This is a genomic window from Paraburkholderia ginsengiterrae, from assembly GCF_001645125.1.
Taxonomy (GTDB): domain Bacteria; phylum Pseudomonadota; class Gammaproteobacteria; order Burkholderiales; family Burkholderiaceae; genus Paraburkholderia; species Paraburkholderia ginsengiterrae.
Window position 1 is genome coordinate 84,779 of sequence record NZ_LXKA01000044.1, and the last position, 23,070, is coordinate 107,848.

Below are 23,070 nucleotides of genomic sequence, written 5' to 3' on the forward strand. Positions count from 1 at the left end.
GCAGCAGATTCCAATGCGCTGCTCGCTGTACCGTAATACTGAGGCCTCGATCTAAGCTTAGTAAGCGTTAGGATGATGCAGCCCCTTGAATACGGTCGCTAATATGATTTTTACGTCGAGTCTGAATGACCAGTTCCTGAGGTAATAGAGATCATGCGCGACACGGCCCTCCATCTTCTCGATGCGATCGGTCTCGCCACGAAAGCCGTTGATCTGCGCCCACCCGGTAATGCCAGGCTTGATGCGGTAACGATGAATGTAGCCGGAGACAATGTTCTGATAGAGATCGTCGTGCTCAAGCGCATGAGGCCGAGGTCCCACCACCGACATGTCGCCGCGCAGCACGTTGAAGAACTGCGGCAGTTCATCAAGGCTCGTGCGGCGAAGGAATCCTCCCACTTTGGTGATACGCCGGTCGCCGCGTGTCGCCTGCTCGAGCACGCCGTGCTGCTGTTCATGCAGACGCATGGTGCGATACTTGTAGATCGTGAAGACGCGCCCATCCGCGCCTTTGCGGCGCTGCTTGAAAAATACCGGTCCGGGTGAGCTCAGCTTGACAGCAATCGCGCAAGCCAGCATGACAGGCGATACCGCGATCAAAGCGCCAAGTGCAAAAAGACGGTCAAACAATTCCTTCTGCACCAATGCATTGGGCGGCAACGGCGACGCCGCTAAATTGATGGCCGGTACACCCAGCAGGTCCGTGACACTTCCTTCAAACAGAGCCAGCGTACGCACGTCGGGCATAAAGCGTATGTTGATCAGATCATTGCGAAACTCGTTGACCAGCTTGAGTATCGTGCGCTCCTCGGTTAGCGGCAGCGCGAGCCACACTTCGCCAATGTGCTGTTCACGAACGTAACGGGCAAAGCTTGCATGCTCATCGAAGACACGCACCGCTGCCGTGGGAACAGCCGTGGTATCGGACCGCACCTTATACAGCGCGTTGGGGCGAAAGCCGGCGGCCGGATTCATCTCCATCTTGCGAATGATCTCATCGCAATGGTCTCCGCACGCCGCCATGGCCACCCGCTGCAAATTCAGGCCAGCGTTACGCGCCCGGCCGAGCAACACGTGCGTGGCCATGCGGCAGGCAATCATCAACCCGCCGGAAATACCTGTCCAATATACAAACCAGAGACGCGAAACGAAGTCGATACGATGCAGCGAGAACATCAGTGCCATCGCACAAGCCTGTACGATCAGCCAGCCGAGGGCGACTTGCCCCGTCAACACCCTTTTGGATCGTCCGCGCCAGGATTCGTACACGCCGACTGCCGGAAACACAGCCAACGAAAACGCTGCGGCGAAAGCCACGAACGCAAAATAGAACCCCCGTTGAGAAGCATCGTCGAAGCGAATCCTGGAGGCCACGAGTGCGCCAGCCAGGATCATCGTCACGTCGAACAGTCTTGCCATCAGGCCCGTAATCAATCGCATCGCAGCCCCCTGGAGCATGCACCGGTTAACCGGCGCTGATTTAGCCGCAACGTCCGTACTGATCGTCAAATCTGACGATGTCGTCTTCGCCGAGATACGTTCCCGACTGAACCTCGATAATCTGAAGCGGAACGCAGCCAGGATTTTCCAGCCGGTGACGTATGCCGAGCGGAATGTAGGTCGACTCGTTTTCACCGAGAAGGAATTGCTCTTCCCCACGCGTGACCATGGCTGTGCCGCTCACGACGACCCAATGCTCCGCGCGGTGGTGGTGCATCTGCAATGACAGGCGCGCGCCTGGCATCACGACGATTCGCTTCACCTGAAAGCGGTCACCATGATCGATCGAATCGTAGAAACCCCACGGCCTGCGGACTTTTCTATGCGCGTCGGCTTCCGGCGACTTCTCGCGCTTGATGCGCGAAACCAGTCCCTTGATGTCCTGCACGTGCGAACGGTCGACCACCAGCACGGCATCGTCGGTATCGACCACGATCGTGTTGTTCGTGCCGACACAGGCAACCAGCCGGCCCCCCTGCGAGCGTGCGTAAGTGGCGGTTGCGCCTTCGAACAATACGCGCCCGTTCGAAGCATTGCCGCACTCGTCCTTTTCCATCGCCTGCCAGACCGCATCCCACGACCCGAGATCCGACCAACCCGCTTCAAGCGGTACGACGATGGCGCTGAATGGCGGATCGGGCTTTCCTACCTGCTCCATCACCGCGTAATCGATCGAATCGGATGGCGAACGAAGGAAATCCGCGGCCTCGGGAATGACGCATTCATCCGTTTTCTTGGCGCCTCGATATGCTTCGACACACGCAGCGTGCATCTCCGGCTGGAACCGCTCGATCACGGCGAGCCAGACGGACGAACGAATCACGAACATGCCGCTGTTCCACCAGTAGTTGCCGGAACTGACATATTGCGCGGCGAGTTCCGCGGCAGGCTTCTCGACAAAACGCTCCATGCGACGCGCGCCATCCGGAAACGCCTCACCCAGGCGGATATAACCGAATCCCGTGTCGGCGTGATCGGGTGGAATGCCCAGCGTGGCGATCTCGCCCTTCAACGCATGACGTGCCGCAATTTCGATCGACCGATGAAGCGCCTCGAGATTCGCAATCGCGTGGTCCGCGGGCATGGCAACCAGGATGGCATCCTGCCCATCCTCGCATGCAGCGAGCGCGGCAAGCGTGAGCGCGGGCGCAGTGTCACGACGAGCGGGCTCGACGATGATGCGAGCATTCACCCCAATTTCGCGAGCCTGCTCGTAGGTCGCGAAGTAATGCTCCGCCCCGCATACGATGAGAGGATCCGCCGCGATCTCCCATGTCGTGCTGAAGCCCGCCATGCGTCCCATGGTGGCCTGTAGCAATGTCTGGTTGCCGATTACGTCGATCAGCTGTTTCGGAAACTGCTCGCGCGACACCGGCCACAGGCGAGTACCCGATCCGCCTGCAAGTATCACCTGCACGAGTGGGGGATAGTCCGCGACAACCTGATCCGCCACTTCGTTATCCGTCTGGTCAGCAACTACCGTAACCTTGCTCATTTAAAGCTCCTTTACATTGAATCCAGGCGGCGAACAAAAAACTCACGTCCGTGCACAATGCATTGCACTTTCAATTGCGCCGTCGGCTTCTTGTGTGATCAATGACAGGACAACCGTGTCAGGCGGGCAAAGCCCGCCATTCAGTTCACGGTGACTTAGGTGCACGCGCCGTGCCACCCATCAAGCTCGACGCGCAAAGCGTGGACAGCATCGCGGTTCGATCGCAGCGGCATCATGTTCAACAGCAACGACGCGCATCGACGTTCTACCGGCAAGCTGGTGCCACAGAGCAGTACTTGATGATCTCCATCATAGTCACGACTACGTTGCACCACAGCATTTCTGGCGCGAACCGTTGATGTTTTGGCTCTGATCGTTAGAGTTCCTTTTCTCAAGCGAACTAAACAGGCGTGATTTCGAGGCTTGATGAGATAAGCAGGTTGGAGATTCACCAATAACCGTGGTACCTTTCACGTGACCGAGTTGATGCTTTGCTTCGAAAAACAAAGCATCATTTTCTTCTGTTGTCCGTAATATGCTGGTTTTTGGCGTTCAGTTCCATGTTCCCCCTGCGAGCGTGGAAAGTTCTTCAACAAACTGTGCGCCATCCGCTTATCTGGAGCCGCAATGGCTTATATATCTCTATTCGCACTATTCCTGACGGTCACCAATCTGGTGCCAGTGAGTGCGGCTGGGTTGGTCCCTCTCGTCTTTCTTCCGTGGCGATTTTTTGGACGCACCTACCCCACGTTTATGACGCCGCTTGCCGCGTTCACCGTTTTTGTGGTGATTTCAACGCTGCTCTACGATCCCGGCTCGTTCCTGGAATTTGATTTCTATCGGCGCGACGGCAATTATTTCATCTCCTATGCGCCCATTTTTGCCGGTTGCCTGTACACGCACCGCTGGGATCTGAATAAAGTTCTTCGCACGTTCTTTGTGTTCGCGGTGCTGATCAACCTGCCGCCCTACGCGTATTACATCATCCACAACGGCCTATTCAGCATCTTCGCGCATGCCGACGACAGTTTCGGCAGCTATTTCATCGCGCGCAATGCGGCAGGTGGCTTCTTCGCCATGCTGTTCTGTTTGGGGGTCGCATGCTATCTGCAGAGGCGCAGCAAGTTGCTGCTGGCCCTGCTCGTCGTCAATGCGCTCATGCTGTTTTCCACCTATAGCCGAGGCTCACTGCTGGGCACGCTTGTCGTCCTGCCCTACCTCTACTTCGGCCGCAAGCGGTGGATACTGGCGACCCTGATCGCCTGCCTTCTGCTGGGCTCCATCGCGATGGCGATCTACCATACGGATCCGAGAGTGGACTATATGGGCTATCCCTTCACCATCGAGAATCAGAACGCCAAAGTCGCCAATCTGGACATCCGCTATGAATGGCTATGGCCGCGGGCCCTTGCGTACTTCCAGCAGAGCCCGGTCGTGGGCCTCGGTTTCGGCTCGTTCGACGATCACATCGGCAGCGTGACTTCCTACTTCAATCTGCTGGGCATCCCTTCGGACATGATCATCGAGCACAGCGACTCGCATGCCCACAATTCTTACCTGAACTTCCTTGCGGAGCTCGGTGTAACCGGTCTTGCCCTCATGCTGCTCTTCTACTGGAGGCTGATTGAATGGAGCAAACACGGCGCAGCCGCCGCTGCGCTATTTGGCGGCGGACAGAACTTCGCCGCGTTCAGGTTCGTTGAGATTTCGTCGGTTTGCCTGCTGGTCATGGCCGCGACCGAACATCGCCTGGTGTCGCCATCGAATGTGCTGATCCTTGCTCTCGTCATCTCCCTGCTGCTGGCAGCGCGGTCGGTCAACGCCGCCGCAATCGATTATCTCCAGCGAGGGGCAAACAATGGATCCGCCGGCGCATTTCCGCTCATGACTCGACGTCAGCGGGGTGACGCTGGTTAACGCGTAGCGGACCCATGGCAGGATAAGGAAGGAAGTGTTCGAGGCCGCCATAGGGAAGCCGCGAGTCGACAAAGTCCGTGAGCGCGGCGCGGAAATTCTCCGAGGAGAAGCGCTCCGCGTTTCTACGGCATGCGCGGGGGTCGAACAAGCCGACATTGCGCTCAAACCGGCTTACCGCGGCCAGCAAAGATTCCGGCGTCTGTTCACCAAAGAACACACCAGTTGGCCGCTCAAGCGGCAGTCCGACAACGGACTCAAGCGCACCGCCTCTGCCGAATGCAATGACCGGCGTTCCGCATGCCTGAGCTTCGACGACGGAGATACCGAAATCCTCCTCCGCGGCAAACACAAACGCACGAGCACGCCGCAAATGATCGATCAGCGCATCGAACGGCTGATGACCCAGGAGTGTCACGTTCTCGCCCGCCACAGCCTTGATCTTCTTCATCTCGGGACCATCGCCAATCACCACGAGCCGGCGCTCAGGCGTCTGTGAAAAAGCCCGTACGATCAGATCGATGCGTTTGTACGGCACCATGCGCGACGCCGTTACGTAGTAGTTGTCTTTCTGCACGCACATCGACATGTTTGCCAGATCGACGGGTGGGTAAATGACCGTTGCGTCACGCTGATAGGTCTTTCTGATCCGCCGGGCGATGAACTGCGAATTCGCCAGAAGGTGGTCCACGCCATTGGCCGAGCGCGAGTCCCATCCACGAATGTAGTGAAGCAGCACGCGCGCCATGAGGGACTTGATACCGGTGTTCAGATGGGCTTCGTTGAGATATTGATGCTGCAGGTCCCACGCATAGCGAATGGGGGAATGGACATAACTGATGTGGACCTGGTTCGGTCCGGTAAGCACACCCTTCGCAACCGCGTGCGAACTGGAAATCACCAGATCGTAGCCGGACAGATCGACTTGTTCGATCGCGAGCGGCATCAGCGGCAGGTATGCACGGTAGCGCTTGCGCGCCAAAGGCAACTTTTGAATAAAGGAGGTTTTGACGGATTTCCCCTTCACACAGTCACGGTCCTCCAGAAAATCGACCACCGAGAAGATGTCCGCTTTCGGGAAACATTCGATGATATTTTTCAGTACCTTCTCCGCGCCACCCGAAACCACCAGCCAATCGTGAACAATAGCGACCTTCACTTCGACCTCCCGTGAGATTTAAAGCTGACATCCTTCTTCTTCCACCATCCGGTTCACTCGCCCTTTGCAGAACGTGTCTCAGGCCGCAGCCCGCATGCCACCCGGACCATGCCCAGCGCTCGCGTGCCTCCCGGCACGAGGCTAATCAGTTCGAGCCGAATCACGACGCCCATCAGCATGACCGATAACATCGCCTCGCCAATCACCCGGGCTAGTGCAATTCCCGTGGCGCCGTATCGAGGCGCAAGAATGAGCGCTGCGACGAGATTGATCAGGCCCGAGGCGATGCCCACGACGGCCAGCTGGCGATCCTTCTTGCGCGGCACGAATACGTAACCCGCCACGAACTCGTTAAACGCCGCGAACGGAAACATCCACGCAAAAATCTGCAGAACGTGCGCGCTGGGTTCAAACGCGGCGCCAAGGATCAAGGGCAGCACGAAAGGCGACAGCGCCATCGCACCGCAGAAAATCAGCAGTCCGTACGCCATCAGCAGGGCCGCGCCGTGCCGGGTCGTTTGGTGCGCACCCTGCACGTCGCCCTGTGCGAGCTGCCGCGTGATGGTGGGAATGAACACCTGAGCGGCCGGCCCCATCAGCGCGAGCGCGATCGTCGCAAAGCGCTCAGCCGCGCCGAAATAGCCGACCTGTTCGGGCGTGGACAATAGGGTCAACAGATAGGTGGACGACGCCGTGAATACGACCGAGCCGGACGAGTAAAGGAAAAGCATCGTCGAGTTGCGCACGAGCGGAACGATGCCTGCCAACCTGAGACGCGGCCAACCCAGTTGATAGATCGTCAGACCGTAAGAGATGACCGAGGACGCCACTCCTGCAACCAGCAGGCTCGCAAGTACCCATACCGCGTCATCGGGTCCTTTTACGAGGGTCAGCACCAGCACGAGGCTCAGGAGAAAACCGAACACCTCAATGACAATAGGAGTTCGAAACTGGTGACGCCCCTGGAACATCCAACCGAGGTTCATGCCGGAGACGATGCCCAGCAGCGTAGCCAGCACGCCGATCAGCGGGCGTTGGGACAGGACCGGTGAACACATCGTAGCAATCAGGCCGATGCAGCCGCCCACCAGGCCATGCACGATGCGCGCGCTCACATGCAGCGAGAAAATGTCGTTGCACTCCTCCACCGATTGCGCTTTCGACACGTCGCGCATACCAACAGGGCTAAAGCCGTAGTTGACGAGCATCCATATCACGTTCATCAGCGACATCGACGCCAGCACGCGTCCGTAGCCGGCCACACCGAGCATCCTGCCGTAGAACGGCACCACGATGATGAGGTACACGTACCTCATCAAATAGCCGGCGTAGACAAATCCGACAATCCGAACGCTCTTTTTTCTATCCATGCAGTCCTCCGTGTACGCGTGCTGAACTTCAGCGCCCAGCCACGCGACGGCGGGCAAGCGGGTTGGCGATATAACGCACCACAAAGTCAGAAAGTGGCGAGTAAGGGACAAGACACATGCTTGAAAGCACAAGCGTGCCGAGTTTCTTCTTGAGGCTCCAGAATGGATTCGCCACGATGGTGTGTAGATAGTGACTGGAATCCCGCATCATCCACCGCCACCGTTCGATGAGCGTCGCCCGATACACACCCGAACAGAAGCGAGCCTTCTCGAGTGCAAAGTCGTGGAACGTTGGCGAAAGCTCCACCTGGAGCCGGGCTCTCGCGATGTTCCGCAGTATTGCCCATCGCTGGTTGACAGCTTCGGGCGCTCTATTGAGTTGCTCGGAGTTCGCGAACGCCACCGTCGCACCTCCCGCGTTGTGTACGCGATAGCCTCCCAACGACTGTCCAACCGCAGCGACACGGCCTACCAGCGCCACACCGTAGATCGCGTAGAAGTCCGCGCCGTAACGATTGATGTCCGCTTCCGGTACCGGAAAAATGCGTCTAAGCGCGCTCACGCTGTAGGCATTGCCCGAGGCAGGCGGCGACGGATACAGCCAGCCGCCCAGCAACAGCTTTCTGCAATCCGCGGGCGGTTCGTTGTGGGGCACATAGGCACCTGTAGGCGCGCCCGTGCCGTCCATGACGTCGAGGCGAAACTGGACCTTTGCACAGTCACCGGCTGCGAAGAACCGCATCACTTCTGAGACGGCACCTGGATACAGGACATCGTCGGAATCGAGAAAAATCACATATTCCGTATCAAGTATCTCGATCGCCTGGTTATAGGCGGAAACCTGGCCACCGTTATCCTTGAGCAGCGACGAGACGCGTGTGCCGAACTTCTCGATGATCGCGCGCGACCCGTCGGTCGAACCATCGTCGATCACCAAGACGTGCGTCGCCGGATAGTCTTGCGCGAGCGCCGACTCAATCGCAGTGGCCAGATATTGCGCGTAGTTGTAGTTGCAGATTACGACAGTGACGTGGTTCATGATATTTCGACGCCATCCAAAGATTCGATCATTCGCCTTTCGACGACGGTGAAACGACTCACACATGCTGCAAGCGTTCAAGCCACTGAGGCTGAACCTCGCCTTCATTGATTCCGTTTTCTACGCAACGCCGCGAATCACCAAGTAGGCAAGATGCTTGGGCGGTTTGTTGTCGGCTCCATTGACTCGATCCGGCACCCTGAAGCGGATCTTCAGCGCCTGGTCTTGCCACGCCAGAGCAACATCGTCGCGAGCGCTCGCCGTACCGGTGAGTGCGTCGACGAACTCCACCCTTGCATTGCGTGGAGACTGCAGCTTGATTCCCCCCACGCTGACGGTTTGCCAACCCGGATCGGCGCTCACCTGCATGACGACGTCGTGGCCCGAACGCAAGGCACTTCCGGAAGCCCCTGAATCGAACTGCAACGGCTTCGAAAAGCTCGCTAACGATCCGTTCGCAATCTGGTTCAGCACGACCAGGCTCCGCCCGGATGCGTTGTATGTCCGCCTCGGTGGACCGCGATGCGTCAGGCGGAAAGACTCATACCCATCCCAGTGGTACACCATCGATAGATACTTGTTCGGGTCGTCCCAGTTTCTATCGAGCGCCCACACCGCGAAGTCGAAAAAATAGCGTGGCAAATAGTGCGGATCCTTCATGTACGCGTCGCCGATTTCCGTTTGCCAGACACCCCGCGCCGGTCCGTTCCTGACGTACTGCTGATACAGCGAATCCAGCTCGGCAACCTGGAGGTAGTGCGTGTCGATGTAATCGACCCAATCCAGCATTCGCTCCTTCAGCGTCGGGCTCCTGTACTCAAGCCATTTCCTGAAGTTATCGAGGCCGCCCTGATCCGGCCAGCCACCGTAGACAACGTACGCGTGATATTTGCGAATGATGCGCGCCGCCGGAATATGAATGCGCTCGACGTAGTCCTGCATGGCATGCTCGTACGGTTTCGAGGTCTTCACGTTTCCGTCGGCGTCCGGGCCATTCCAGAAGGTCGCCTGAGCCAGTCCGCCCGACAACCTGCCCGCTGCCTCATTCCAGATCTGGAAATAGCGCAGGTTGTAAGGCGGCGCCGAATAGGTGCGAACCACTGCGTCGACATAGCGTTCCCATGCCTCCACGTCTACCGGCGCCGAATTGGAATCACCAGGCACACTCGCATTCCAGCCCGGCGTGTAGCCGAGTTGCAGGAGCGAGCCGATGCCATGGCGGTCATTCGCGATCAATGCGGGCGGCAAGTCACTGTCGAATGCGGAACTGGTCTTGTCGATGCGCATAACGTCTTGTGGGCCATCTGGCTGACCAGGACCTACCGAACCGCGCCCCCAGCTAATACCCATTGCGCGCCACATCTGAACATCGCCGGCGGCGCCCGCCCAGCCGTTCGCGCCGATCAACTCCGCTATCCTGCGGCCACGCCCGCCGGGAAAGCGGGACTCGGGCGTCAATGACGGCGCTGTCTTACTACGAGCGAGTGGAGTCCACGCTCCTGCGAGTGCCGCAAGTGCGCGCAACGCTCGCCGTCTGCCGGCGATGCTCGTGAATCTGTCCCTCCGCCTCACTCTAAACATGGATTAGCCCGTCGACGCGCTGGGTGCAAAGTTCGACAACTGATCGCCGGCACGGCCGTACAGGATCTGCAGTACTTTTCGCGCCGAGTACTCCCAGCGAAACGCACGCGCATGAACCACGCCCAGTGTTCGATAACGTTGCCGCAACTTCGCATCAGCCATCATCTCCGAGATCTTCGCCGCGATATCGTCCGCCGACGTCGCGTCGCAGTACATGGCGGCATCGCCGCACGCTTCCGGCATGGATGTCCGCGACGAAGCGATCACCGGGCATCCGCAGTACATCGCTTCGAGTGGTGGCAATCCAAATCCTTCGTACAACGATGGGAAAACGAGGCAGGCTGCATTCTCATACAGCGACTTCAACTCGCCATCCGGCACGAAACCCGCCCACACAATCTGGCTGGAATGAGCCCGTTGCTCCACTTCCTCGCTATTGAAAATACGCTTATTGCGGCCACCAACAACGACGAACTTCAGATCCCTCAAGTGCCCAAGCTTTTCGGTCGCGTCCAGAACACGCTGCAGATTCTTTCGCGGATCGAGGCTGCCGACGATCACGCAATACGAGTCCCTTTCCAGAGCCAAACGCTCGAGGACTGCTGGATTCGCTATGACCCGGTCCAGATGATCCGCGCCGGGCGTGATTACCGCGACACGTGACTCATCGATCTTCAGGTGATGGCAGATCCGCTTCTTCGAGTAATCCGAAACCGTCAGAATCAAAGGCTTCGTTCGACGCAGCATGGCGAAGCAAACGCGGTACCAAAGCCTGAACTTCCGCGAGAAGCCTTGAGGTACATCGTAGATCGCCATGTCGTGAACCATTACGACCTGTCCGCGCTTGAACATCGGATTGGTATTGCACAGATTGAGAAGCGTCATCCCTCTCGCAGCAATGGGCAGCGTGATCTGCTCCCAAAGCGTGCCGCGCAACCATGGATAGCACCGCTTGCGCTTAAGGTGTGCGCCCGGCTCAACAACGTTCTGCGGCACAAAGACGTCCAGTTCTCCTCCAGGCGCTGTGCTCATCTGCATCGCCCTGGCAAGTTCATACGCCACGCGTTGAACGCCGGTGACCGCCTGTGAGGTGAACTTTCCATTGATTGCAAAGGCCATCAGTTTTCTCCGTTCGACGGCCATCAATGCGTTGCTTCGGCATCGCCGAAATCGCTGGCATAGTTCGTCACGTAGCTGTAATTTCTCGTGCTTCTCAGGACAGGGATGCCATTGAAAACGGCACCGGCAATGCGCCCTTCGGCGCGCTCCATCTTCTTGATGGTGTCCGAGATTTCCTGCTCGCCTTGCATGCCCGAGCGCAACACGAGCAGGGACGAACCCGCTTCGCTCGCGATAATGGAGGCGTCAGTGACGGCGAGAAACGGCGGCGTATCGATGATCACCATGTCGTACTGGCCGGCGAGCCACGCCAATAGATCCTTGAAATAGGGGTTCATCAGCAACGCGGCGGGGTTCTCCGGCCGTACGCCGCACGACATGAATGTCAAACCATTGATGCCTGTCGAGCGTAATGCGTGACGTGCACCGAGCCGGCCCGACAGCACCTCGGAAAGCCCGCCACGGTTGCTTTCGCCGAACAACGAGGCGAGGTGGCCCCGGCGCATATCGGCGTCGATCAGGAGGACGCGCGAGCCGATCTCCGCGTGCAGCATCGCGAGGTTCGCCGCAACAAAGCTCTTTCCCGCGGCTGGCGTCGGTCCGATCACCATCAGAAGGTTGTTGCGCGCGTGCGCAAGATCGCGCGCCACTGCTGTGCGCACGTCACGAAGCGCCTCGACCGACGTGTCGTTCGGATATCGCGCGGCGAGAACCTTCGTGTGCTCGATCACACCGGGCTCTGCTACACCCGCGTCGGCAGCACGGTCAACGTTACGGATATCGTCCGCGCCGCGTGACAATGGCTGACTGGCACTCCCTCTCATGCCTGGCAGTGCTTTACGGACGGCGCCGAGACGGTCGAGCAGCGATTGCTGCTGACTGAACAGGATCTCCCCAAACACTGGCACGCTCATGCGACTTTCCACGTACCTCGGGTCGGTCACTCCGGTCATCACGTGGCGGCGCATAAAGACCAGCATGACGCCGGACAGAAGCCCAAGTACCAGGCCGCCCGTCAGCACGAGCGGGGGTTCTGGCTTAACCGGACGATGCGGCGTGACTGCGGCGTCGACGATATGCGCGCCGCCCGTCGTGCTCGCGCGCCGCACCTGCAATTGCTCGGCTTTCTGAACCATCCCGAGGTAAATCGTTTCCGCAACTTTCTGCGCGCGGAGGAGATCGACGCTCTGACGTTCGGACGACGGCATGCCATTGAAATGGCCGTCGAACTGCCCCTTCGCGGCCTTCAGTTGCGAGAGTTGCTGGTCGACTGTCTGCACCCAGCGGCTATCCGGCGTGTAGCGCTCCAGCAATTGCGTACGCTGTATCTGCAGGCTGGCGATCTGCTTGTCGAGGTCCAGCCCACCCTGGAGATAGGCTTGTGCTTCGCTCGTGGGCTGCATGGACTGCGCCGACCCACGGAACTGCTTCAACGCATCCTCAGCCTTCCTGAGATCCGCGAGCAAACGGGGGAGTTCGCCATTAATGAACGCCAGCGTGGTCGTATCATTGGCTTGCCGGGCCGCAATTGCATAAGCAAGGTACTGATCGCCCAATGCATTGGCGATCTCGGTAGCCTTCTCCCGACTCTTGTCCGTGTACTCTACTTGAATGAGGCCCGAGTCTTTCGTCTTGTCGCCGACCTTCACGAGGTTTCCAAAGCGCTTGACGGCATCGATCTCGTTCCAGCGAATGACCTCAAATTTCGTACCCGGCCGCGCGTCCAACTGCTTTACAAGCATCGAAACGCCGTTGTTCCGGACAGCTGTGCCCGCTACCCCTTTTACAAGCAGCTGATCTGACGGACCCCGCAATTCGTACGCGCCATTGCCGAGAGCGATCAGTGTCAGTTTCTCTTCCTCCAGATCCTGCGGCACATCCAGCGATCCGACCTGAACGTGCTCTCCGCCCCACGCGAACGACTTCAGTCCGAACCACGGCGCCGACGGCTGTCCTGGCGTTGCAAAATTGGCTGCGATGTCTCCCAGCAGCGGCACCGTGTGCGGCGTCACTGACACGTCCAGGCGATATTTCTGGATGACCGGCTCGAGCACCGCGCGGCTGCGGATCACAGCCATTTCAGTCGCCGTCTGTGGTGCGGGCGGCGGAAGGCTCTCCTGATTCTGCAGGGCGAGACCGAGCGCATTAGGTTCTGGCGGGTCGACACGCAACAGCACGTCGGCTGAGTATATCGGCGTGGCAATGAGCAGATAAGCCACCGCCAGGGTCAGCACGACGACCGCCGTACCGACGATCTCCCAAATGTGATCCCGCATCAGTGTAAGCATCGCGCCAGCACTGAGCTGACCACGATCCGTGCCAGAGGAGGGATAGAGCGAATTTGCAGGGTAGTAGTCCACTGGATTGATCCTTCCATATTCGATGAGCAGAACGGCGAACGGATACCGCTGCGCCACACCATCAGTTCGAGATCTGGCACCGCCGCCGACAGTGGATTCGACACGGCCTGCGGCACCTCGTAGTGACATGCAGGGTCAGGTTGGATGACTTCAGTGCATTCGTACTACTAATGTTTAATCGAGAAACCTAAAGCCCGGCTTCATTGCGGGCCGCGAACAATGCAGCCACGCTGCCTTGCCAACAGGCGCATATATACCAATCGAACTACCTGATATCGACAATGCCGGCATTCACATGCGCGGACATCTCTGAGAAGGCTTTGCCGGCCGATCACAGCTTCGTGCGATCGCGCATGCTGACCAGTCAAGGCCTTCGGCGGTTTTGGAGAACGGCAATTGGTATGTCCCTGCCCACAGCGGCCGGACAATGTCTTAAAGCAGATTACTCGACAAACAGAATAATTCAACCAACCAGCAGAGCAAACCCATCCATTCATGTTGCAGTGAAGCATAGAACAAAAAATCACGTCATATCGCGAACGGCATAAATTCGGGTATTAATGGCCGATTTAGTTGATCGTATTACAGATGGAATCGCTTCAGAAAGCGTTGTTGCGACCTGTAAGCGCTGTAACAGAGTTGTACAGATGAAGTGCGGCGCCGTGACAGAAGCTTAGCAACTGTCTCTCCCCGAGAACGCTCGTTCTACCCTGATCACCTTGCGCAAACCCTTGCCAGACCGGCCTTAACGACCCACCACCGGCATCAATCCGGTGCAAGGCCGCTCACTGGAAACGGAAAAAGTTTCGGGCCAGAAGTAGAATTAAAGCGCTTATTCATGGAATTTCAAGTAAGAATTCCACAAGCCATGACAATTACGCCAAAACACCCTGAAATTCCGGCCAAATTCGTCTCGCAATTCTCGCTGCACTAATCTCTTCACGTATTGTGATTGCGTATTTGGAGAAATTAGCCATATGACTTCCACCAGTAATTTCGCGTCGCGCATCAATGAGCGTCAGAATGGGTTGAAAGCGGCGAAACACATTGGCCTCCTGATCTTCCAGGATTGCTCCATGCTGAGCACCGGAGCCGTCAGCGATGCTTTCCGCCTTGCCAACGAGTTCGAAACCACGAGGGGTGACGAGCGTCCGTATCGGATCTCGGCGCTGTCAGACAAAGGCGGTCTGGTGACAAGTTCATCGAGCCTCCTGATCTGGACCCAGAGTCTCGAACGATTCAGCCTTGCCGATTTCCATGCGTTCTTTGTCGCTTGCCGTGACACCGCGGAGACCGCGGAGTCCAACGGGCGCTTTCTTTCATGGATCTCTCGCCACGGATCAATTGCATCGCGTGGTATTCAGCAAGGAGCGAGTCTTGCCGTTGTGTGCAAGAACCCGCTGCAATCGACAGTGCCCGTCTTTTTCTTCGATGACGGGGGCGGTGGCGCAAGCAGCGGCAGCAGCGCGACGCCCACTGACCTTGCACTTGCGCAGATCGAGCACGACCTGAATTCGGACATCGCGCGAAAGATTGCCCGAGCGCTGCAAACGATCTACGTCGAGCGGGACAAGCCGGAACTGGACGATGCGAGCATCATCACGACAGCCGACAAGATTCGCGAGTCAGCACGCTGGATCAAGGAAAACTACAGCAAGGCGATCTCAGTGGCCAAGGCGGCCGAATCCGCCGCCATGAGCAAGCGCAATTTTCAACGTCGTTTCAAATACGAGTTCGGTATAACCCCGCTCGAGTACCTGCTGCGCACGCGCTTTGAAGTTGCCTGCACGTTGCTCAGAGGTACCGATTTGCCGGTCGACAAGATCGCGCGACGGTGCGGAATGGGCGACGGCAATCGACTCGGCCGGCTGTTCAAGGAGCGATATGGCGTGTCGCCCACACAATTCCGCGCGCAGCAGCACATCGAGTCCGAGGAGCGACGGCTCACGCCTGAGGAGGTCTGGGTTACCTCGAGTGAGATCGAGCGATAAGCGCACTGAATGTCCGACCGCAGCTTCGCGGCTCCATCAGCCATGGATCGAGACATGACGACCAGCGACTCCGCGCAGTTCGACCTGGAGTCCACCTCATCCAAATTTCCGCGCAAGGAAGCACCACTGCCCGAAATGATCGTAGAGGAACAGGTGAGCCACCCGTCGAAGGATCTGCATCGGCCAACGCAGCAGTCGGTTTCCATGATCAGGCGGTTCAAGGAGGCCGGCAAATGCATGCTGCCCGATGCCGTGTTTCTGAGTCTGCTACATCACAAGTGTATTGGCCGATATCCGAATCTTTTGCACCCGGCCACTTTCAACGAAAAGATCCTGCAACGAAACCTCAGACCGGATCCCCGCTACATCGGTTTGGCCGACAAACTTTCGGTACGCGCATATGTAGCCGCCAAGATTGGGGAGAAGCATCTGATACCGCTGATTTCAACGCCAGATGTATTGACGCGGGAAGTCTTCGACGCGCTACCTGCTTCCTTTGTCATGAAGGCGAACCACGGCAGCAATTTCGTCGAGGTTGTGCGAAACAAGTCCGAGACCTCGTTCGAACAGTTGCAGCTTCTCGCTGAACGGTGGCTGTCTACTGACTTCTACTACATTGCACGTGAACGCCATTACCGCGAGATCAAGCCACGTATCTACTTTGAGCAGCTCCTTCTGGACCATTCCGGCCAGATACCGGCTGATTACAAAGTGCATTGTTTTGGCGGCCGGCCGGGACGTCCCATCATCTACATCCTGGTGATATCCGACCGGTTCGGCAACGCGACGCACGGCGATGTCTACGACGCCGACTGGAATCATCTCAACGTGGCGATCGGGCACTACAAACGGAGCACCGGACCCGCTCCGCGCCCGAAGAACCTGCAATCCGTGCTGGACATCGCAGCCACCCTATGTGAAGACTTTGACTATGTCCGCGTGGACCTGTACGCGCCGGACAACCAGGTTTTCTTCGGCGAACTTACCTTCACGCGGGGTGCAGGTGTGTTGCCTTTTACACCCGACAGTATCGACTACGAGTGGGGGCGATTGCTGAGCTGAGCAGGTATTGTTTTTGCGCGCGCTTCGGCCGATGTCTTTGCGCCTTTCAAATCAACCGGAGAAGCACCGATGACGCAAGCTGCCAGTAATGCACGCAATCCGATCGATGACACGGCGCCCGAAAGATCACGCCCGCGCGTGATGATGTGCCCTTTCACCAACCCCACGAATCGCTATATAAAGATCCAGAAGGATCTCTATAGCTCGATCGGTTACGACGTCGTGCCGCTTTCCATCAAGGGGTTGCTCAAAGGCGGTTTTCTACAACTGTTCAAACCAAGCAACATCCTTGCTTTTCATTGGCTTGAGTACCGGCCATTCAAGCGGGACAAAGGCACGGCCCGCCTGAGCTTGACGGGGACGCTGCTATTCGCGTTCTACTGCACACTCATGTTGATCGCGCGGGCGAAGGTCGTCTATTTCATACACGATCACGCTGTCCACGATACGGTTGGCTTCAACAGACGCTTATCGATGCGGATTATTGCGCTCGTTCGTCGCCTCGCGGACTTCCGCGTAGTCCATGCCCCGGATTTCCAGGCCCAGTACAACGCACAATATCTGCCGCACCCACTCTATTGGGACGTGCCGGGACAGGCGCCTGCCACACCGAAGGAACACGGTGCGAAGCCGCTGTTTTCATTGCTCGGCGTGATTCGCCCATACAAGCAGATTGACGCTCTGCTCGATGTCTGGCCGAGCGAGTGCGCGCTGTCTATCGCCGGGCACGGCACGCAAGCTTACCTTGCGACCCTGAACGAAATCATCGACAAACGAGCTCTCCGGAACGTCGTGCGACTGGACGCCAGGTTCCTGTCCGACGCGGAGTTCGCGCAAAGCATTGCCGATAGCGACGTGCTGATTCTGCCGCACACCGCCGACTCGATGCTGGTAAGCGGCGCGTTCTTCGAGGCCATCGGACGCGTGCCTTTGCTGATCTCGCGCGCGACACCGTTCATGGTGTCGGCAGCCAGGAAGTTCGACAACGTCGTGCTGTTCGACGACATCGCTGAGCTCCCCAGGGTTGTTCGATCGATTAGCAAATCGTGGCCGGCGATTGTGCGCAACTCAGGCAATCTGGCTATCGATGAGTTCGGCTGGAATGCCTGTCGACGCCGCTACGGGCAGTTCTTTGAAGCCGTTGAGGGTCACCGCCGCGATTCGGTCGAGAAACCGGTTGTTTGGTAAAGGCCCGGCAGACGTCGCGTGGCGACCGTCATCTCCGCAAAGTCACCCGAATTATTTCAGCCTCAGTAAAACTCTGCCCAGGAGAAAGACCTGCATGCCCACTTCACAACTGGTTCCGGTACGGCTCAAGGCTTTCCTGTATAGGTATGTCACCGAGCGTCCTACGGAAGATATCCTGTTCCATACACTTCGCCCAAAGTTTGTCTCAATGAAGATTCCGGGTGAATACCGCCCCTGTAATCCAACATTGTGTTTTGATGGAACTGGATATGCCATCGTTGTCAGATCGGTTAACTATGAGCTCATGGAGAGCGGCGGAGTGAAGCTGCATGGTGAAGGCTACGACACCATTAACTATATTGGCAATTTATCCACGAACCTGAATGTTCTGAACATGGCCTCTCTGGAAGACGCTGCTTTCAGGAATGTACCCGGTAGGTCGGGCGATGGATTCGAAGACTTGCGAACCTTCTTCTGGAAGGACGATTTGTGGAGTCTGGGCAGTGCGCGCAGCAACTCGGGCGACATCAACACAATGGCTCTTCAGAAGCTGTCTGGTCAACGCGTCGTGGAAAGTTACCTGATCGAGTCGCCAGTTGGTTCAAGCCGCGAGAAGAACTGGATGCCTTTCGTGTCCGACGGGAAACTCATGGCCGTACACACAATGAATCCATTGACGATTGTGGAGATCAGTGAGAATGGTGCGAAGGTGTCGCTTCGGAAGCCTTTGAAGGTACCGAAGGATTTGCTGGGATCATCCCAGTTAGTCGAATGGAAGAACGGCTGGCTGTGCGTCGTACACGAGCGGAGCCGAGGCAAGAAACATCTTTATAAGCACAGGTTTGTCTATTTTGACCCGATCTGGGATGCTGTGCTTTCTGAACCGTTTTACTGGAAGGAATATGGCGTCGAGTTCTGCTGCGGATTAGCAGTTCACGATGGAACCGTCGCGGTCGGGTTTGGCGTCAATGACTCGGAGGCGATCATCGCCCAGTTCAATGAGGCTGATATCGAGCGGATGTTGGAATGGAGTTGAAGGTTGAGCGCTTTAGGCGGCCACGCTTGAGATGCACAGCGCCGGTCTCCTCTTAGGCGTTAAAGAGGAGACCGGGTTCACAATCCAGTCAGACGCCTGCCGGCTCGATTGTGCGGCCCGGTTGTCCGGCTTAGTTATCCGGATTGCCGGAGGTGAAAGTCGTAAACGCACTGTACGACGGATTGATTGGCGAGCCGTTCATCATAATGCCGAAAGTATCGTTGCCACTATCAAGCACGTAGTACATCACCGACTGTATGTTGTGGGTCTTTCTCGCTTGATAGAACTGACCCAGTTGCGTCGTGATGTAATTTGCCCGATAGGTTTCGGCCTGTTCCGGGCCCGTATTCCACTCGGTAATGATGAAAGGCACGCCGTATCGGGCCTTGCAGTACGTTGGCAGATCGAAGCCCGGACCCGCGCCATCGGTGCCGATGTTGAAGATATCGCCGTAGACTTCGTAATTGTGCCAGGTCGTGACATCCCAGCGAACCTTGGAATAGCCGCTGCTTCCGTCAGGTTGCGTACCCTCCCACAACGCGTCGGCTGCGCCGACATCGTTCACGCAGAAGTTGATGCCGCACTTCGCTGAAGACTGAACCGATTTCACCCCGTCGATCATGCCGCGCATCACGCCCCGCATGACCGGCCAGTTTGTATTGTTGAAGTCGAGCGCCTTCGTTCCTGCGTTGGTGGAATCCAGAATGATGGCGCCATCGCGCGTCAGCTCGTTGCCGCACTCATAGATGCTCACGCCATATGACATCAACGCACCTGCAACCGCTGAGCCCGCCGAATAGCCGGCGCTGTAGGCGGCAGACTCACCGCTGAAGAGTTTGCCGCTGCTGTCGTAGAGCCCCTGGTTAATCAATACGAGCAGCTTGATTCCAGCCGACTGGAAAGCTTGTGCCAGCTTGGCGACTGCATTGATCTGGGTGGGATCGGACGTGCAGCCGACACGATAGCTGGTGCAGCCCATCGCCTTCAGAATCGTGACCAGTTGCGTCGGCGAGTAGGTATAGTCGTAGTGCCCGTTGATACCGTAGAAGCTACCGGTGGTCGGCGCAACGGCGATACGCGGATCGGAGCACGCCAGCCATTGGGCGGGGACCTCCGCATTCGCGTAGAACTGACCACTCGTGTTGCAGTGATAGACCTTGCCGCCGTACCAGAGTACGAGCGACACGTTGAAGTTGATGCCGACGACAGTGCCGTTCTTGTAAACGACGCCGTTCACGAGCGTCCATTTCGAGCCCGCTTTATCCAGAATGTACGGCGCTGAAGGCAGAGTGGTGCCGTCCGCGGAAACGCTGCCCTGTCGCGGATCGATGCAACTCACCCATGTCGAGTTGCTCCATTGGTAGAACTTACCCGCCGTGTTCTCGTGATAGATGCTGCCGTTGTACCACAGCACGAGCGCCACATTGTAGTTGTTGCCTGCTTGCGCTCCGTTCTGATACAGCACCCCGCCCGACACCGTCCATACGGCACCCGAGCTGTCAGTAATCGAAGCTGCCGGCGGTATTGTCGTGCCGCTGGCGGATGCGGCGCTTGCGCGTGCCGTCGCTTGTGCGGCAGCAGATCCAGGCGTCCCGTTGCTGCCACCTTCCGAGCCTCCACCGCAGGCGCTCAAAAGATAACTTCCCCCGAGGGCCGCCAGGCCACCAATAAATTGACGTCGTCTTACCATGGCAAATAATTTCCCGCTGTCGATAGAAAATACAGATATTGGGTTTTAAAGTCTTCGAGTGAGCACGCGCCTATAGACAACCCTGGTTGTTTTGCTATCCTAATTATTAGAAGAAGATCTTCTTCATATCCTGGATGCAGCTCAAAGCCTGATTAAATGGTGCGAGGTGAAACCTGATCTGATGTGACAGTCCTGCGGACGAGCGTTACCGATCGCGACCGCGAGCTGGTCTGCGCGTCCTACTGCTTTTAGCCGATGGGAAACAACGTGGCTGGGATGCCCACTGCTGCTCAAAGCGCTCTCACCACGTAATGCGCTAACGTTTCAGCAGACAAATAAACTTTCTGCCGCCACCCGCAATTTCTTCCGCGCACTCGTCGTGACCGGGGTAAATCGTACCCGGAATACCTGCTCTATCCCACAAGAAATAGTACTTTTCAGACAAATAGTAAGAATATTTCTAATAATTCGCCGCATCAACAAGATCCCCTCTTTCTCATGATGATCAGAGGATTGGATGATCGCCAACTTTCTTACTTCGACCCTAAGAAACGTTCGTATTTTGTGTGGCGAGTTCGAGGGCGCCAGCAAGTCGCGGACAATGCACCACTCACGAGAGCGTCGTCGCTTACGCTTCGATAACAACCGTGATAGAAAAGACGCAAATTTTTCCTGATGAGAGAACCGCCAGTTGAGAAGTTCAAGCAGCACTTTCACCAGAAATATTTACTTCGTATTGCAGAACAACTTTCTATTGCCCGACGCGACATCTCATGCTCAAGAATGAGCTGCAATCAAGCTGTCACAGTTCACAGGGGGCCAGACCGGGCGTTACGAATATATTCCGCATTCGTGTGGATCCGGGCATCCGGCAAGTAAAATTGACCGTTGTTTCGTATCGCGCTACGCTGCCGTTGCAGCTCAACCTGCTTCCAATCTCTGAAGCACTTACGCGGGGCGGCCTCGCAAGCACGATCCGCTTATGCAGGAATCGGTACCCGGCCATGAAAAGCGAACCCATCGAAAATCTTGTCATCACGGCCGCGGATTATTCGCCCGACGCAATCTTCCTCGTGAGTGAGCGGGGACGCATACGCCATGCCAGTGCCGCGTGCGAGGATATCTTCGGCTACGCACCGGGTGACTTCGTCGATCAGTTCATCATCGATTTCGTCGTACCGGCCGATCAGGACGCCACGCGCCTCGAAGCGAAAGAGGTATTGGCAGGGCGCAAGCGAGTAGGCTTTGAGAACCGGTATCGGCATAAAAATGGGAGCGACGTCTACGTCACGTGGTCAGCGCATTGGCTCGCGCACGAACGATTGCGCGTCGGCGTAGCCCGCGACGTGACCGAATTCCGTCGGCGAGAGGCCTCGCCCGCAGCACTGCTGTCCATCCTTGCCCCTCACGAACGCAAAGTGGTTGAACTGCTGCTGACCGAGGCCACTGAGAAACAGATCGCCGAGCGGCTCGGTCTCGCCGCGTCGACGACTCATTCCTATATCACCGGGATTTTCCGCAAATACGGCGTGCGGGGACGTGCAGGTTTGATGAGCCTTTGGCTCAAGCATCTTTCTGGCGGTATCGCCCAATCTGGCGACAGGTAGGCGCGACTGATTCCGCGCGGAAGGATCGCGCGCGCGAGGCGCACCCGCTAGCCACGCGAGTACGCCTTGTGGAATGTTTTTTCACGCAGAGCCCGTCGGTTTTTTACTCGTATTCCGGGCTTTTGTTGGGTTCTCTCAGGTTTCCGGCTATTTGAACTATCGCGGCCCGGCAAATCGCTTACGCCCTTGGCGACGCAGTCAAGCCCATATATTGAAACCGATGCTACCCGAAACAGCGCACGCAACGCACCCTACTAATCAGAGGGGTGATGAGCTGCCCACAGTGCCTGCGCTACATCATGATGAATCCGTGCCGCATGCCCAGCATGACTGCTTCCGTGCGGCTGGTTGCGCCCAGCTTGCCGAAAATCGAGGAGAGGTGGAATTTCACGGTGTTCTCGGAGATGACGAGTTGGCGCGCAATATCCTTATTGCCAAGCCCTTCGGCAAGCATTGTCAGTACTTCGATCTCGCGTGGCGTCAGGGCTTCGACGTGCACCGCGGATTCCATCGAGCGAGACGGCTTGTTCCCGGCCAGCAGCCTCGCAAACATCTCCGGTGGCAATACGCACAGACCCGCAACTGCGGCTTCGATCGCGGCGACAATTTCACCATCCGTCGCGTCGCGCGGCAGAATCGCCATGACGTTGCCCGGCAACGCCTCATGGGTCCAGTCGTTGTCCGCCTCGTCGGTCAACAGAACGAGCGCGGGCGGCGCTTGATCGGCATCGAATCCGCACCCGAGCGGCTCGCCCGCCTCCGGCTCCAGGTCGATCACGATCACATCGGGCAACGAACCAGCAAGGCAGCGGGCAAGCGTGTCACCGTCGGCCGCACTGCCTGCGATCCCGAGTGCCGGAGTCGCGTCGACAAGCGCTTGCAAGCGTGCGCGCACCTGCGGCGCATCGGCGATTACGGCGACCCGGATCGGGCTCGTGCGTGCCATCTGTCCACCCGAC

At 57.6% G+C, this 23,070-nt stretch carries 16 protein-coding genes; 6 read left to right on the forward strand and 10 right to left on the reverse strand.

From position 1 onward, the window contains the following. Window positions 1-57: 57 nt before the first annotated feature. Both A6V37_RS03250 and A6V37_RS03255 read right to left on the reverse strand, forming a co-directional pair. The gene (locus A6V37_RS03250) at window positions 58-1,440 is read right to left on the reverse strand and encodes an undecaprenyl-phosphate glucose phosphotransferase (protein ID WP_064266227.1); all 1,383 of its coding nucleotides are present in this window, start codon (window positions 1,438-1,440) and stop codon (window positions 58-60) included. Window positions 1,441-1,480: 40 nt separating this feature from the next. Beyond that, window positions 1,481-2,995 (reverse strand): mannose-1-phosphate guanylyltransferase/mannose-6-phosphate isomerase, encoded by a 1,515-nt coding sequence (locus A6V37_RS03255; RefSeq protein WP_064266165.1) that lies wholly within the window; start codon window positions 2,993-2,995, stop codon window positions 1,481-1,483. A gap of 627 nt (window positions 2,996-3,622) precedes the next feature. Between A6V37_RS03255 and A6V37_RS03260 the strand changes: the two genes are divergently transcribed. Beyond that, a complete protein-coding gene (locus A6V37_RS03260; RefSeq protein ID WP_082902607.1) occupies window positions 3,623-4,912 on the forward strand; it encodes an O-antigen ligase family protein in 1,290 nt (429 codons plus the stop codon). Here A6V37_RS03260 and A6V37_RS03265 read toward each other — a convergent pair. The 6 genes from A6V37_RS03265 to A6V37_RS03290 all read right to left on the reverse strand — a co-directional run bounded on the left by A6V37_RS03265 (window position 4,878) and on the right by A6V37_RS03290 (window position 13,537). After that, entirely contained in the window at window positions 4,878-6,068 is a 1,191-nt protein-coding gene (locus A6V37_RS03265) for a glycosyltransferase family 4 protein (protein WP_064266166.1), read from the reverse strand. The genes A6V37_RS03260 and A6V37_RS03265 overlap by 35 nt on opposite strands. A 53-nt stretch (window positions 6,069-6,121) precedes the next feature. Beyond that, the gene (locus tag A6V37_RS03270; RefSeq protein ID WP_082902608.1) at window positions 6,122-7,438 is read right to left on the reverse strand and encodes a lipopolysaccharide biosynthesis protein; all 1,317 of its coding nucleotides are present in this window, start codon (window positions 7,436-7,438) and stop codon (window positions 6,122-6,124) included. Between the two features lie 28 nt (window positions 7,439-7,466). Next, window positions 7,467-8,477 carry a glycosyltransferase family A protein gene (locus tag A6V37_RS03275; protein WP_064266168.1) on the reverse strand — a complete coding sequence of 337 codons (1,011 nt, stop codon included), beginning with the start codon at window positions 8,475-8,477 and terminating at the stop codon, window positions 7,467-7,469. A 120-nt stretch (window positions 8,478-8,597) separates the two neighbouring features. After that, window positions 8,598-10,058, reverse strand: a complete 1,461-nt coding sequence (locus tag A6V37_RS03280) for a hypothetical protein (protein WP_064266169.1) — start codon at window positions 10,056-10,058, stop codon at window positions 8,598-8,600. A 3-nt stretch (window positions 10,059-10,061) separates the two neighbouring features. Continuing rightward, window positions 10,062-11,177 carry a glycosyltransferase family 4 protein gene (locus A6V37_RS03285; protein WP_064266170.1) on the reverse strand — a complete coding sequence of 372 codons (1,116 nt, stop codon included), beginning with the start codon at window positions 11,175-11,177 and terminating at the stop codon, window positions 10,062-10,064. Window positions 11,178-11,200: 23 nt separating this feature from the next. Then, complete coding sequence (locus tag A6V37_RS03290; protein ID WP_242665741.1) at window positions 11,201-13,537, reverse strand: polysaccharide biosynthesis tyrosine autokinase; 2,337 nt, start codon at window positions 13,535-13,537, stop codon at window positions 11,201-11,203. 1,076 nt (window positions 13,538-14,613) lie between these two features. On the opposite strand from A6V37_RS03290, the gene A6V37_RS03295 reads away from it, so the two are divergent. From A6V37_RS03295 to A6V37_RS03310, 4 genes are all read left to right on the forward strand, one after another. Next, entirely contained in the window at window positions 14,614-15,528 is a 915-nt protein-coding gene (locus A6V37_RS03295; RefSeq protein ID WP_064266229.1) for a helix-turn-helix domain-containing protein, read from the forward strand. 54 nt (window positions 15,529-15,582) lie between these two features. Further along, on the forward strand, window positions 15,583-16,590 hold the full coding sequence (locus tag A6V37_RS03300) for an ATP-grasp fold amidoligase family protein (protein WP_064266171.1): 1,008 nt from the start codon (window positions 15,583-15,585) through the stop codon (window positions 16,588-16,590). Between the two features lie 69 nt (window positions 16,591-16,659). Next, window positions 16,660-17,778 carry a glycosyltransferase family protein gene (locus A6V37_RS03305; protein ID WP_064266172.1) on the forward strand — a complete coding sequence of 373 codons (1,119 nt, stop codon included), beginning with the start codon at window positions 16,660-16,662 and terminating at the stop codon, window positions 17,776-17,778. 94 nt (window positions 17,779-17,872) lie between these two features. Then, on the forward strand, window positions 17,873-18,814 hold the full coding sequence (locus A6V37_RS03310; protein ID WP_064266173.1) for a hypothetical protein: 942 nt from the start codon (window positions 17,873-17,875) through the stop codon (window positions 18,812-18,814). 130 nt (window positions 18,815-18,944) lie between these two features. Here the strand turns inward: A6V37_RS03310 and A6V37_RS03315 are convergent, their stop codons facing one another. After that, a complete protein-coding gene (locus A6V37_RS03315; protein ID WP_064266174.1) occupies window positions 18,945-20,504 on the reverse strand; it encodes a hypothetical protein in 1,560 nt (519 codons plus the stop codon). A 773-nt stretch (window positions 20,505-21,277) separates the two neighbouring features. On the opposite strand from A6V37_RS03315, the gene A6V37_RS03320 reads away from it, so the two are divergent. Next, window positions 21,278-22,111, forward strand: coding sequence for a PAS domain S-box protein (locus A6V37_RS03320; protein ID WP_242665742.1), 834 nt, complete (start codon window positions 21,278-21,280; stop codon window positions 22,109-22,111). Window positions 22,112-22,403: 292 nt separating this feature from the next. Here the strand turns inward: A6V37_RS03320 and A6V37_RS03325 are convergent, their stop codons facing one another. Next, complete coding sequence (locus A6V37_RS03325) at window positions 22,404-23,057, reverse strand: response regulator transcription factor (RefSeq protein ID WP_064266176.1); 654 nt, start codon at window positions 23,055-23,057, stop codon at window positions 22,404-22,406. Window positions 23,058-23,070 lie beyond the last annotated feature (13 nt).